We start from the raw sequence: 12,180 nt of genomic DNA on the forward strand, positions 1-12,180 counted from the left end.
TCCTCATCGGGGCCAGTCGAAGTAGCGCCGGGCGGCGCCTCGGCCTTCCGCCAACGGCCTCGTCAGCCGGCCGCGCCGGTCGATCAACCCCCATCGGCCCCCGACCATGGCGGATGGCTCGCGCCCGTCCGAGCGGCAGCCCTGGCAAACCAGGGCCTCGCCGCGGGCGTTGAACGGGAACGACCAGTCGAAATTCGTGGCCAGCACCCGGCGCAGGCGCCCATCGTGAAACGCGACCTTGCCGGCGTGACGAGCGCGCACCAACCCCTGCGCGAAGGGATCCGGCCCGTTGTCGAGGGGGAACACCGGCAGCGCCAGCCCGTCGCGGCGCGCCCAGAGCGAGCCGACTCCATCGACGACGATCTCCGTCACCCCACCCCGGAACGGCATGCGCGCGAGGCGGACGGGGTCGATGCGGACGAAGTCCCCCGCGCGGCGGGCGCAGTGCTCCGTGCGGGCGAAATCCGCGTGGACGTCGCGGCAGGCGAGCGGGTAGGCGCCCCCGTCGCGCGCCCGCACGGCCTGCGGCGCGAGGCCGGCCGCGAGCCCCAGGAGGGCGAGCGCGGCGAGCGCTCGTCCCCGTACCGCCCGGCTCACCGGAGGCCCCAGCGCCCGACCGGGCCGGGCGCGCCCGTGGCGTCGTCGACACACACGCGCCAGCCGCTGCCATAGGCGACCTCGCGGACGTCCCAGACGAGGCCGGTGTCCGTCCGGGTCGGCACGGCCGTGCCGGTGGTGGCGAGGCCCGTTCCCGCCGCGGCGCGCGCCGCGATTGCCGCCGCCCGCTCGGGCGTGAGGCGGCCCGTCGCGGGTGCTTGCGCGCCGGATCGGGAGAACAGGCGGTCCAGGATCACCAGCACGGCTCGGGCTACTCGCATCGACGGGCGAGCATGGGCGTCCGGCCCCGGGATGTCACCCGCCCCGGCGCCGGTTGCGGGGCGGGCGTCCGTCGGTCACACATCCCGGACCGTATCAGGCGGGAAGAACCGCATGGGAGGAACCCGGATGTCCCTGACGCTCGACCACTCCTCCGTGGAGGAACTCAACCTGGCCCTGCGCCTGTATCGGCGCCTGCTGGTCCGCCTGCTCCTGATCCTCGTCCTGGGCTTTGCCGGGGTGATCGGTCTGGCCAAGCTCAGCACGATCCTGTCGCCGCCCTACGGCGTCTATCTCCTCGGGCAGGGCCTGGAGACCTGGGGGCTGCTCGGCCTCCTCGCCCTGCTGTTCGCGGAATTCTGGTGGGAGGGCCGCCAGATCGGCAAGGCCCTGAACCATCCGGGCCTGCTGGATTCCCCTGTCGCCGGGCTGCTGAGCGGCCTCGCGGTGATCGGTGAGCGCGCCGCCGCCATCGGGATGGAGCCCGGCTTCTTCCACGGCCCCCTGCGGCCGATCCGCCAGCGCTGACGGGTCCGTGGCGCTCAGCGCGCCGGCCCCTCGCGGGCGACCAGACTGTCGCGGTGGACCGCGAGGCTCGCTCCGGCGCTCGCGAGGGTGACGGCGAAGCCGAGGGCGGGCAGCGTCCAATCCTCCGCCCGCCACAGGGCCGCCGCGAGGCCCGCGCCGGCGCCGAGGCAGGCCACGGCCAGGGCGGCCCGCCAGCACCGCACCGCACGCGGCTCGAACCGCACCAGGCCGTTCGCCCACCAGACCAGGGGCAGCATCGACAGCCAATAGAGGGGTTGGGCCCGGGCGGCGCCGTGCGGTCCCGGCACGAGGCAGGCGGTGACCGAGACGGTGGCGGCGAGGCCCGCCACGACGGCGAGCCCGGCCGCCACGTTCGAGGGACGGTCCTTGCGCAGGCGCTGCCAGTAGGCCGGGTCGCGGCGGATCAGGGGGCTTCCTCCCGGGCCGGCGCCGGACGCTTCCAGGCCGCGAGGCGGGCCAGGACGTAGGCCGGCACGCGGTCGGCCACGGCCAGATTCTCCGGGCGCAGGGAGAAATCGTAGGTGAGGCCGTCACGGTGGACGAGGTAGGTGCAGGTGGAGACTTCGCGCTTGTCCGAAGTGTCCGAGGCGAGGCAGCCGGGCGGGGCCTGGTCGGCCGGCCACGCCGCGTGCCGGGACGGGAGGCGGTAGAAGCGCCGGTGGTCGACGCCCTCGGAATGGACGAGGCGCTCGCCGCCGGACGGGTCGGGCCGCCACGGCGCGCCCTCGGCGAGCCGCGCATCGAAAATGCCCCATTGCCGGGCGTGGAGGGGTGCGAAGCGGCGCCCGTCCGGGTCGCCGACGACGTGGACCACGAGGTCGGTGGCGAACGGACCGGTATGGCCGTGGCTGAGGGGGCTGTAGCCGGGGAGGCCCGCCGCGACCTCGGCGGCGGGCAGCATCAGCCAGAGCGAATCCGCCGGTTCCCGGCCGAGCCCCGGGAGCGCGTCGAGCCAGGGCAGGCGGAAATTTCGGGAAAACTCGTAGGTGTGCGGCACGGCGTACGCGGTCCCGGCGAGGCGGTACCGCGTGATGCCGAACCGGCCCTCCGCCGCGAAGGCCGCGAGCACGAGGGGCAGGCCGAGGAGCGCGACGAGGCGCGCGACGCGACGCGAGGGACGCATGCGGGACGTTCCTATTCCGTGAGTCCGCCTATTCCGCGAGTCTGCCTATTCCGTGGGCCCGGCGCGGAGCCCGGCCGCTTCCGCCGCGAGGTTGGCGCGGGCGGCCGCCTCTAAGCGGTCGTGGAAGAGGTCGGTTTGGTAGAGGCGCGGCCGGGCGAGGAAGCGGTCGAGGATCTGGGCGCGCCCGAGCCGCCACGCCGCCTCGGGAACGGCGGCGTATTCCCGGCGGATCGCCGCCGCGTAGGCCGCGTAGACGGCGCGCGGCGCACCGAGCACGGCGAGATCGAGGTCGAGGAGGAGCCGTGTCGCCGGGTCCGCGCTCGGGCCGTGCGCCGCCGTCGCGTGGATCATCGCGATCGCGGCCCGGACGCGCGCATCCCCGGCGGCCGCCCCCGCCTCGGCACGCAGAAGGTCGGCGCTGCGGGCCTCGTTGTCGGCGCGGGCGGTGTCGTAGACGGCGTCGTGGAAGGCGATGGCGAGGTCGACGGCGTCGCCGTCGACGCCCGCGAAATCGGGATGCGCCCGCACGGAATCGTGCCCCGCGAGCAGCGCCGCGACGTGGGGCCAGCCGTGATAGTGCCGGTCCGCCGCGCCGTAGCCCGCGTCGAGGGCCCGCCACGCCGCCGCGCCGGGCGTGCCGACGGTCCGCGCCCACAGGGCGTCGAACCGCGCGCGAAGGGACGCGTTCGTGGCTTCCATCCTGCCGGCCTCAGTTCACGCGGTGGCAGGTCGAGGTGGTCTCGGCAGCCCCGCGCATCCCGCCCGCCGGCCACACCTCGCAGACCACGTACTTGCCGCCCCGCTCGAGGGTGAAGCTCGGACCGGAGGCGGAGACGATGCGGTGGCCGCCGTTGAGGAGCGCGCTCATGGGCTCCTCAACCGGCACCCAGGTCGTGGCCGGGCGCGGCGGCACGGCGGGGGCCTGGGCGACGGCCGGGCCGGCCACGAGGATCAGCGGGAGGAGGGTGTGGGACAGCGTTCGGCGCATGGGATCGTCCTGGGGTCGGGGGCGGGCCTTCGGCCCGTTCGGGCGGCGAGGGGGTCAGGGCGTCACCACGGCGAGGTCGGCCGCAGGCAGCCAGCCGATGACCGGGGCCTTCTCGCCCCGGTAGCGCACGCGCACCCAGGCGTCCCGCCGCTCCAGCACCGCGACGGGATCGAGCCGGACGAGGTAGGGCGCCCGGGCCGGAGCCGGGCCGGGTTCCGGCCGGAAGGCCGTGCGCTCGGCCGTCACGAGGCCGACGCCGATCCATCCGTCCGGGGTCGACGCCGCACGCCGCGAGAGCGCGTAGGGGGTCCCCACCATGGTGCCCGTGGTCATCGAACACCCGCCGTGATCCTCCGCGAGGGTCAGGGCGGCGCCGTCCGGGGTGAAGGCGAGGTCCCCCGGGATGCGCTCCGGCTCGTCGGGAAACCACGTCTCGACCTTGGCCCGGTCGCCCGCGAGGGTGCCGCGCAGGAGGAACACGCAGGCGAATTGCGGGCTCCCGGCTTCGGCCGCCCCCCGTTGCTCGGCGAAGACCCCCGTCACCGCATTGCCGGAGACCGCCAGGGTCAGGCTGTCGTAGGTGCCGGACCGGGCGGCCGGCTCGGCCGCCGCCGCGCCGCAGGCGGCGAGCAGGGCGGCGAGGCCCAGGGCGGTGCCACGCACCGTCAGAGGCCCTTCTCCAGCAGCTTCACCACGGCCTCGACCCGGTCCTTCGAGTCGGCGACGTTGGTGAACGGCCGCCAGTTCACGTCGAGGACCCCGCCGTCGAACGTGAGGCGCTTGGCGTAGTTCGAGGCGGGCGCGGTGTTCTCGTCGAAGCGGACGCGGATGGTCTTGAGCTTCGCGGCCAGGGCGTCGCGGCCCATCTTGTCCTTGGCCACCTCCTTCAGCCCAACGGCCAGGGGCTCGAAGATCGTCTTCTCGAAATAGTCCGGGTCGGAATAGTACTTGGCGTCGCCCGGGAGCGTGAGGTCGTCCCACGCCACCTCCACCGGCACGGCGAAGCCCGCCGCCTCCTGGATCGCCTTTTCCTGCGCGGGGTAGCGGTCCTGGCGGTAGGCCGCGATCGCTCGGCGCTCGGCGAGGCCGATGGTCGGCTCGGCCATGGCCGAGGGGGCGGACAGGACCGACAGGGCGAGCGCGGCGGCGAGGGCGTGGCGGCGTGAGATCATGCGGTGGTTCCTCGGTAGGACGGCCTCGGATGCGGGCTTGGCGTGACGGTTCGATGACGGGGCGGGCACGCTGTCAAAGTGAGAGCCGCCCTCACGGGGAGATCGCCTTCACGGTGTCGGGGCGCAGCGCACCGGGCCGCCGGCCTCGACGGTGGGCGGGGCGGTCCCCGTGAGGCGTACGGGAAACGAGACGATGCTGGGCGTGTCCTTCGGGGCCTTTCCGGCCCGATAGCTCCCGGCGCAGGCCTTCACGGGTGCCGGCAGGGCCGCGACGGCGGGTGGAAGCGGCCCGTCGCGGGCGATCCGCGCCCAGCACCCGGCGCCGTGCTTCGGGATCGAGCAGGCCCCCTGCACGCCGCGGAGGAACCCGAGCCGCAGGGTCCCGTCCGCGACCGCGAAGGTGTCGATGCCGGCCTCGGCGGTCGTGTCCCGGATCAGGGTGCGGCCCGTGCCCGCGTCGAGCACCGCGAACGGGACGGTGCCGTTGGTGCTCGCTTGCTCGAAGACGAGGAACCCGCCCGTGCGGCCGAGGAAGCGCTGGCCGGCGGTCGCCAGGATGCGCGCACCCGGCCCCGGCGCGGCGGCGCAGGCGGGGGCGGCGCCGTTCACGAGCGGCACGAGGCTCGCGTCCTCGGGGTCCGGCGTGTCGGTGTCGCTCTCGCGCACCATGAGATCGCGGTAGGTGGTGCAGGTGATCTGCTTGCCCTCCCCCGACATCTTGCCCTCTCCAGACGTCGCGGTCTCGGTCTTCGCGGGCGGCTCGAACCGCGCCGCCTCCCATCCCGCCGCCACTGACGGGGCGGGGAGGCACGCTGCGAGGAGCGCTAAGCGGGTGGCGGAGCGGGTGGCGGGGAGAAGGCTGCGTCTCATGCGGGTTCCCTGTATACGGCGCGGGAGCCCCGAGGAAAGGCAGGATGGAGTGCCATGCGGACCGTTCTCGCCAAGGTCGCCAAGGGTTTTGCCGGGCCGCTCGCAACGCTTCTCGCCGCGCCGCTCCTCGGACCGCTCGCCGTCCGGGCCGAGCCCGCTCTGCCGGGCGACGTGACGGCGTACGTGACGCGGCTGCGGGACTGCAACCATTGGGGCGGGGAGGAGGCCACGGACGCGGCGCGCGGCCGGGCCATCGCGGCGGCCGTGAAGCGCCTGCGCTGCGACGCCGCCGAGGCGGACGGGCGGACCCTGCGACGGCGCCACCGGGGCGACCCTGCCGTCCTGAAGGCCCTCGACGGCGCGCGCGATGCGGACGGTTGAGCGGGGGCCCGACGCCGGCGATCCGGTCCGCCGCCGCGTCCTGCGCCTGCTGCACGTTCCGCTCCTCGGGCTGCTGCTGGCACTCGGCCTCGCCCCGGTCTTCCTGCTGTTTCCCCTCCTGCCCGCGGAGCCCGGAACCGATCCGACCCTACGGCCCGTCGAACTCTGGCTCGGCACGGCCCTCGTCGGCGGCCTCGTCGGCACCGTGGAGGGCGCGGCGCGGCCCCTCTACCGGGCGGCCGGCCTCGTCCTCGCCGTCGGCCTGCTCTCGATCCCGGTCCTGCGCGTCCTCCTCTGGACCGACCTTCCGGTCCCGCACGGGCTCGCGCGCTGGCTCGGCCTCGACGGGGAAGCCGCCCTCGACGCCCACCTGTACGAGATCTGGCTCGCTGCGTGGCTTTCGGCCTGGGTTTTGGCTTGGGTTTTGGCTTGGCTCGGCCTCGCGCTCCTGGGCCGGCACCTCCCGGCGCGACGCGCCCGCATCGGCCGGGCCGCCGTTCGATGACGGCGCCGGTCGGGGATTCTGGTCCGGGATTGTCGGCGATGATCGTCCCGCCATGATTGCCCCTCGGTCCGACGGGACGCGAAGGGCGGCCCTCGTCGTCGGCGGCTGCGGTGTCGTCGTGTTCGGCTGGGCCCTTGTCGCCTACGCGCCGGTCCCGGGGATCGCCGCGGCCGTCGCCGCGGTGCCGGCGTTCGCCCGCGCGGCGACGCACCGGGTCGCGGTCTTCCTCGCCCTGGCGGCCGTCGGCGGCGGCATGACCTGGGCGGCATTCGGAACGACGACGGGCTACTTCGTCCTGAACCGATCGCGGCTCGACGCCGTGGTGGCCGAGATCGCGGCCATGCCCACCCTGGTGTCCTTCGAACGCGGGCGGGACGATCCTCCGGCGGAGGCGGAGCGAACGGCGTGGTGGGAGAGCACCCGCCTCGTCAACGGCCGGCGCGTCACCCCGTACCGTCCGCAAGGCGCGCGCGACACGGACAGCCTGCGGGAGATCGACGTCCTGCGGGACCTCGGGGTTCCCTACGCTCGCTACCGCGCCCTCTGCCACGCCCTCGAACGCCTCGGGCTCGCGGGGTTCACCCGCGGTCCCGGCGGCGAGATCGCCCTGGACGAACCGATCCCGGGGGGCACGCCCTGGGGCACGTCGTTCGTGTACCGGCCGGACGATGCGTTTCCGGCCGGCTCCGGGGCCGAGAGCGACCGCCGCCTCGCGCCGAACTGGTTCTTCGTGACGCGGGGCTGAGATTCACCGGACGACGCCGCCGGATTCCTGGAAGGAAGAGCGGGCGCGCGGAGCCTCCGCCGTGGTGATGGTACCGGTCCCGAGCAGGGCCGCGAACACGAGCATCGGCACGGCCCAGACCTGCATCGGCACCCCCCAGAAGGCGTGGTCGCGCCCGGCCGGCCCGAAGGTCGTGCCGCGGTTCCAGCGCAGGCCGAGGCCGAGAACGGCGAGCGCCGCGAGACTCATGGTGAGGCAGACCGCCCGGTCCACTTCCGGCCCGTCGACCTGCCGCAGGACGATCAGGGGCAGGAACATCGCCAGCGCCACGAAGAAGACGACCCAGTAGCCCCGCCCGGTCCAGAACACGATCATGCGGCGCCCCCCTCGCGCGGTGTGTGGAGCGATCCGTCCCGCCGAAGCCGCGATCGCATCAGCCCATGGCCCCCGCGCCGGCCCGCCGGTTGCGCACCATCGCGGCAATGGCCGCGACGATGATGGCCGCCAGCGCTCCCGCAATGACCAGAAGCGTGACGGTGCGGTTCCACAGGCGGTCGAGGGCGAGATCGGTGGTGACGAGGTCGGGCCGGGCCGGATCGGCCATCACCCGGACGCTGTAATCGCCCGCATGCACGCCCGTGAACACGGTGTTGATCCGGCGGACCACCGGGCCCGACGGGGTGGGCAGGGTGAGGGTCATGTCGCAGAGGTGGAGCACGATCTTGGTGCTGCACTTGCCGTCGCTCACCCGCGCGGCGGCGACGGGACGCGCCGTGTCGCGGATCTGCCAATCCGTCACCACCGGCGGGGCCGTGTAGACGGCGCAGGCGACGAGGAGGGCACCCAGCGCCACGAGGCCGAACAGGGTCCAGAAGATGTTGACCCAGCCCTGGCGGGGCGGCGGCAGGCGCAAGGATTCCGTACGCGAGGGCTCGGGGCGGTTGGGGGCGGTGTTCATGGTCGGAACCTCACGGGATCACGGGGGTCTGGGAGGATTCGGAAGCCGCCGCGGTCTCGGCCAGGACACGGCGCGCCTGCGCCGCCTGCCGGTAGCGGCCGATGAGGTCGGCGAAGTCCTGTACCGACATCCGGTACGGCAGGCCGGCCGTGACGGTGACGATGCCGCGCCCTGCGTCGAGCTTCACCTTGCGGCCGCCCGGCACCGCCTGCGGGAACGGCGCCTCCGGCGGCAGCAGCAGGCGGGTGACGACGCCGTTCTGCCGGGTCGTCATGTCGAGGTCGGCGATGCTGTCCCAGAGGATCGGTCGGTCGAGGCCGGGCACCGCCAGGGCCTCGGGGGTCAGGATCATCGTCGTGCGCTCGCCCCGCCACAGCCGAAATCCGCCGAAGCCGCCCAGGACCGCCCCGCACGCCAGCGCTACCCCCACCACGGCCCCCGCCTGGCTGGCGGACAGGCCGGGCAGGCCGGCGGCGAGCCACAGGAGGGCGACCCCGATGAAGAAGCCGCCCGCCACCAGGAGGGCGATGGCCCCCGGGCGGGTGCTTTCGCGCAGCACCCGTGCCTCGGTGCCGATCTCCGCCACCGTCGCCTCCAGGTGCGCGCGGAACGCCGCGTCGCGGGTCCGCACCGCGTCGAGGAAGTCGTGCGTCGCCGCGCGGCAGAGGCCGGTGGGGTCGGCGAAGTAGGCGGCGAGCTGGCCGAGCGCGTGCGGGGGTGGCACCGCGGCCGCGGCGGCCAGGAGTTCGGTATCGAGGGTCCGTCCCAAAGCCGCCAAGCGCTCGCGGGTCGGCGGATGGGTGTCGGTGGGGTGGGCCTGCTCCGCCTCGAGATGCGTCGCCGGATCGTCAAGGCCGCGCGCGATGGCGTGGTCGAGGCTCGCCGCCACGAGGTCGGCCGGGGCGGACCCGGGCGCTTCGGCGGCGGCGTCCAAGGTCTCGGCGATGCGGGGGGCCACGGCCCCGGTGCGCAGGAGCGCCCGCGCGGCGGCGTCGACGGAGACCGGGCTGGCGCCCGCCGCGTCGGCAGCGAACTCGCGGGTCCGGCTCCAGTGGCGCACGGCGAGGTGGAAGTTCTCCATGACGAAGACGCCGAGGCGCAGGGACGGACCGAGCAGCCCGAAGGACCCGGCATGTCCCTCCGCCACCGCGTCGAGGGAGCGCCCGACGCCGGCGTAGATGGGCAGGAATCGCTGACTGTAGAGGGTGTCGCCCCCGACGTAGTGGGCGAGTTCGTGGCCGATGATCGCCGCCACCTCGTCGCCCCGCAGGAGGGCGAGGTAGGGCAGCGGCAGGTAGAGGATCCGGCCCGTCAGCGGCGCGCCGCCGGGCTCGACCACGGCAGGACCGGCGCTGACGAAGAAGCCGCCCGTGAGGCCGACCACCACGGCCTCGGGCTTCAACGCCCCGAGCCGGTCACCCAGCCCCTCGATCAGCCGCCACAGGCCCGGCGCCTCGGCGGGCGAGACGACCCGGCCGAAGATCGACAGGGGGTCGGGCTCGAAGGCGGAGAGCGCACGGCGCAGGCCGAGCACTGTGGCGCCCGCCGCGACCAGGACCGCCCCGATGGCGACGACGGCCACGAACAGCATCTTGATCTCGCTGCCGCCCAGCCCGGGCCGTGCCAGCAACCCGGCCTCGAAGACCACGGCGGCGACGAAGCCCGCCGTGGTAAAGAGCACCTGGAGGGCGAGCACCGGCGGCAGCAGGCGGCGCATCCACGAAAAACCGGCCACCAGCGCGTCGCGCGAGGCCCGCCCCAGCCGCCCGAGAGCGGCGCCGGCGAGGAGCACGAGGATCGACAGGAGTGCGGCGCCCCCCCCGGCCGCGACGACCACGGCCGGGAGCAGGCGGCGCCAGTCCATGACCGTCGTCAGGGTCGCGACCTCGTCCCGGGCCGCCCGGGCCTGAACCAGGGCGAGTGGACCGCCATAACCCTTGCCGTTGCGGCGGAACTGCATCCGGAAATCGGGGCGCCCGTCCGGCGGCGCCCGCGCCTCCAGATCCGCGACGATCCGGGTCAGGTGCTCCCGCTCGGCGACGAGGTCCGCCCAATCGGCGCCGGCCCGCTCCTGCTCCCACAGGCCGAGGAGCAGGATGCCCAGGGGCAGGAGGACGGTGGCGGCGATCAGGTGCGTGACGGAACGCAAGCGCAAGGGCATGCGCGAATTAGCTACGTCAGGGATACCCGCCTCCTCAGATGCGTTCGGAGCCAGAACGGGTCACTCAGAATTTGTTCGCCGGACGCTCGTCCACTGGAATCGGGATGAGGCTGTCGTGCTTGCGGCACGAGATCCTATCGACCTTGCGGCTCTCACCCTTGATCAGGTCCATGGCGCCAGTCTTTCGATTGACCAGGAAATAGCTACTGACATCGGCAGCGTCCGCGAGGTGGTGAGTCGCATTCTGGCGCAATGGGCAGAGGCTGGTCTGGTCGAGCTACGTCGTGGCGCGGTCGAGATCATTGACAGAGGCAGCTTGGCCTCTGCCGGTAGACGGTGACTGCTGCACTCCAATGGTTCGGTGTCCGCTTCGGGGCAGAAGGTCAAGGTCCGTTACCCATCCCGAGCCGAAATTGCCGGACGGCCGACGAATGGCCGCTTTTGGGAAGCGCTGATGGCGATCCTAATGACTGTGTTGGGTCGGGACTCGTCCGTCTGCTCTACGACGGGGGTGGGTGGAATGCGGTCTGTCTGCTTGACAAGATGAAATCGAAAAAGCGGCCGTTCGTCTACATCTTGAACGCGACTATACGCTCGGCCGTCTCGCTTCCCGAATTCGGCAGGGCTTTCACCGGTCGTATAGTCTCGCTCGCCAGGACTCATGCCCTCATCAAGGAGGATCAGGCTCCGGTCGTCTCGTTCCAGGGCCTGCTCAGGGCCGAGCTCGATCCGTATTAAAGAGAATGGACGCATCACGCGTCGGGGACCGGCCGTGAGGCTCCCATCCGAACTCGCGGTGCCAGTCGGCATGGCCTTGCACGAGCTGACCACTAATGCCCTCCGGCACGGAGCCCTGGCGCATCCGGACGGTTGTGTCACGGTGAGCGGGACCGTCGATGATCCCGCGTGGAAGCCGGGCGGCTGGCCTGGGTCTGAAACGAGCACGACGGTCCGCCGCCGGCGCTGCCTACCCAGTGGGGTTCGGCATGCGGCTGATCAATAAAATTCTCGCCGCGCAAACGCGTGCGGACGTCGACGTCGCGGCGGACGCGGACGGGCTACGGATCAGCATTGGGATACCCTCCGGAGCCCGTGAGGGTGTCCCTGGCGGGCGTCGGACAGGAAAGCTCGATTGTGGTTGCCTCAGACGCCGGAATCCTCATTGATCGGAACGATCCAGGCCGCTTGAGCCTAACCCTCCCATGGATCGCGCTAAAATGAGTGACGAGGAGGTCGAACGCCTTCGTGCACTCGACCGCTACCGATTGCTTGACACGCCGCGGGAACAGGACTTCGACGAGATCGCCGAGGCCGCAGCCGAACTGTGCGACGTACCCATCGGGGTGGTGAACCTGATCGGGGACGGGCGCCAGTTCTTCATGGCCGAGGTCGGCCTAGGTAGGGAACCCATACAACCAATTGCTGTCGCTTGCGTTTTCTTCCTGAGTTTGAGGTTTTCAGCGCAGGAGGATTGCGATGGCACGGCTGTTCTGGCTTTCGGATGAAGCCTGGGCGCGGATCGAGCCACATCTGCCTCACGGCCAACCGGGTAAACCTCGGGTCGACGATAGGCGGGTGATCAGCGGCATCCTGCATGTGCTGAAGGTCGGCTGCCGCTGGCAGGATACGCCCTCTGCGTACGGCCCGCACACCACGATCTACAACCGCTACAACAGGTGGTCCCAGCGCGGTGTCTGGCAGCGCCTGTTTGCCAAGATCGCAGCCACAGGCTCTGTCCCCGACGAGTTGATGCTCGATGCCTCTCACGTGAAGGCTCACCGCTCGGCATCAGGCGGAAACGTATGGCCCGCCCCGTCCGCAAGTGGCTTATGATCCGCTGGTCTGAGCAGTCTGCATAAACGTATCCGGCCTT

Annotated in this window: 18 protein-coding genes and 2 pseudogenes; 8 read left to right on the top strand and 12 right to left on the bottom strand. The window is 72.6% G+C overall.

Annotated elements, in window-relative coordinates:
* Positions 1–3: 3 nt before the first annotated feature.
* Both AC0IY1_RS15785 and AC0IY1_RS15790 read right to left on the bottom strand, forming a co-directional pair.
* Positions 4–597, bottom strand: coding sequence for a hypothetical protein (locus tag AC0IY1_RS15785; protein ID WP_018042893.1), 594 nt, complete (start codon positions 595–597; stop codon positions 4–6).
* A complete protein-coding gene (locus AC0IY1_RS15790; protein ID WP_471770736.1) occupies positions 594–878 on the bottom strand; it encodes a hypothetical protein in 285 nt (94 codons plus the stop codon). Before AC0IY1_RS15790 ends, AC0IY1_RS15785 begins: the two co-directional genes overlap by 4 nt.
* Before the next feature lie 127 nt (positions 879–1,005).
* On the opposite strand from AC0IY1_RS15790, the gene AC0IY1_RS15795 reads away from it, so the two are divergent.
* The gene (locus AC0IY1_RS15795) at positions 1,006–1,404 is read left to right on the top strand and encodes a hypothetical protein (RefSeq protein WP_018042895.1); all 399 of its coding nucleotides are present in this window, start codon (positions 1,006–1,008) and stop codon (positions 1,402–1,404) included.
* A gap of 14 nt (positions 1,405–1,418) precedes the next feature.
* Here the strand turns inward: AC0IY1_RS15795 and AC0IY1_RS15800 are convergent, their stop codons facing one another.
* From AC0IY1_RS15800 to AC0IY1_RS15830, 7 genes are all read right to left on the bottom strand, one after another.
* On the bottom strand, positions 1,419–1,775 hold the full coding sequence (locus AC0IY1_RS15800) for a hypothetical protein (RefSeq protein ID WP_471770739.1): 357 nt from the start codon (positions 1,773–1,775) through the stop codon (positions 1,419–1,421).
* 53 nt (positions 1,776–1,828) lie between these two features.
* The gene (locus tag AC0IY1_RS15805) at positions 1,829–2,548 is read right to left on the bottom strand and encodes a hypothetical protein (RefSeq protein WP_471770741.1); all 720 of its coding nucleotides are present in this window, start codon (positions 2,546–2,548) and stop codon (positions 1,829–1,831) included.
* Positions 2,549–2,593: 45 nt separating this feature from the next.
* Complete coding sequence (locus AC0IY1_RS15810; protein WP_018042898.1) at positions 2,594–3,247, bottom strand: HD domain-containing protein; 654 nt, start codon at positions 3,245–3,247, stop codon at positions 2,594–2,596.
* A 10-nt stretch (positions 3,248–3,257) separates the two neighbouring features.
* Positions 3,258–3,536, bottom strand: a complete 279-nt coding sequence (locus AC0IY1_RS15815; protein WP_018042899.1) for a hypothetical protein — start codon at positions 3,534–3,536, stop codon at positions 3,258–3,260.
* Between the two features lie 54 nt (positions 3,537–3,590).
* Positions 3,591–4,199: a hypothetical protein gene (locus tag AC0IY1_RS15820; protein ID WP_018042900.1), complete on the bottom strand. Its 609-nt coding sequence runs from the start codon at positions 4,197–4,199 to the stop codon at positions 3,591–3,593.
* 2 nt (positions 4,200–4,201) lie between these two features.
* Positions 4,202–4,708 (bottom strand): hypothetical protein, encoded by a 507-nt coding sequence (locus tag AC0IY1_RS15825; protein WP_018042901.1) that lies wholly within the window; start codon positions 4,706–4,708, stop codon positions 4,202–4,204.
* 108 nt (positions 4,709–4,816) lie between these two features.
* Positions 4,817–5,578: a hypothetical protein gene (locus AC0IY1_RS15830; protein ID WP_471770743.1), complete on the bottom strand. Its 762-nt coding sequence runs from the start codon at positions 5,576–5,578 to the stop codon at positions 4,817–4,819.
* Between the two features lie 54 nt (positions 5,579–5,632).
* Here AC0IY1_RS15830 and AC0IY1_RS15835 point away from each other — a divergent pair, with 54 nt between their 5' ends.
* From AC0IY1_RS15835 to AC0IY1_RS15845, 3 genes are read left to right on the top strand one after another with little or no spacing between them, the layout of a single operon-like run.
* On the top strand, positions 5,633–5,959 hold the full coding sequence (locus tag AC0IY1_RS15835) for a hypothetical protein (RefSeq protein ID WP_018042903.1): 327 nt from the start codon (positions 5,633–5,635) through the stop codon (positions 5,957–5,959).
* Positions 5,946–6,464: a hypothetical protein gene (locus AC0IY1_RS15840; protein WP_055950618.1), complete on the top strand. Its 519-nt coding sequence runs from the start codon at positions 5,946–5,948 to the stop codon at positions 6,462–6,464. Before AC0IY1_RS15835 ends, AC0IY1_RS15840 begins: the two co-directional genes overlap by 14 nt.
* Positions 6,465–6,516: 52 nt before the next feature.
* Complete coding sequence (locus tag AC0IY1_RS15845) at positions 6,517–7,209, top strand: hypothetical protein (RefSeq protein ID WP_018042905.1); 693 nt, start codon at positions 6,517–6,519, stop codon at positions 7,207–7,209.
* Between the two features lie 3 nt (positions 7,210–7,212).
* Here the strand turns inward: AC0IY1_RS15845 and AC0IY1_RS15850 are convergent, their stop codons facing one another.
* The 3 genes from AC0IY1_RS15850 to AC0IY1_RS15860 are packed head-to-tail and all read right to left on the bottom strand — an operon-like array spanning position 7,213 to position 10,307.
* Positions 7,213–7,563 carry a hypothetical protein gene (locus AC0IY1_RS15850; RefSeq protein WP_018042906.1) on the bottom strand — a complete coding sequence of 117 codons (351 nt, stop codon included), beginning with the start codon at positions 7,561–7,563 and terminating at the stop codon, positions 7,213–7,215.
* 58 nt (positions 7,564–7,621) lie between these two features.
* Positions 7,622–8,146 carry a hypothetical protein gene (locus tag AC0IY1_RS15855; RefSeq protein WP_471770747.1) on the bottom strand — a complete coding sequence of 175 codons (525 nt, stop codon included), beginning with the start codon at positions 8,144–8,146 and terminating at the stop codon, positions 7,622–7,624.
* A gap of 10 nt (positions 8,147–8,156) precedes the next feature.
* Positions 8,157–10,307 carry a M48 family metalloprotease gene (locus AC0IY1_RS15860; RefSeq protein ID WP_471770750.1) on the bottom strand — a complete coding sequence of 717 codons (2,151 nt, stop codon included), beginning with the start codon at positions 10,305–10,307 and terminating at the stop codon, positions 8,157–8,159.
* A gap of 199 nt (positions 10,308–10,506) precedes the next feature.
* On the opposite strand from AC0IY1_RS15860, the gene AC0IY1_RS15865 reads away from it, so the two are divergent.
* From AC0IY1_RS15865 to AC0IY1_RS15880, 4 genes and pseudogenes are all read left to right on the top strand, one after another.
* Complete coding sequence (locus AC0IY1_RS15865) at positions 10,507–10,647, top strand: helix-turn-helix domain-containing protein (protein WP_274533561.1); 141 nt, start codon at positions 10,507–10,509, stop codon at positions 10,645–10,647.
* Positions 10,648–10,850: 203 nt separating this feature from the next.
* Positions 10,851–11,045: an HWE histidine kinase domain-containing protein gene (locus tag AC0IY1_RS15870; protein ID WP_471770752.1), complete on the top strand. Its 195-nt coding sequence runs from the start codon at positions 10,851–10,853 to the stop codon at positions 11,043–11,045.
* A gap of 479 nt (positions 11,046–11,524) precedes the next feature.
* Positions 11,525–11,707 (top strand): annotated as a pseudogene (locus tag AC0IY1_RS15875) (hypothetical protein); the annotation flags it as partial.
* 76 nt (positions 11,708–11,783) lie between these two features.
* Positions 11,784–12,104 (top strand): annotated as a pseudogene (locus AC0IY1_RS15880) (IS5 family transposase); the annotation flags it as partial.
* Between the last annotated feature and the right edge of the window lie 76 nt (positions 12,105–12,180).

It is taken from the genome of Methylobacterium sp. AC690 (assembly GCF_979256535.1).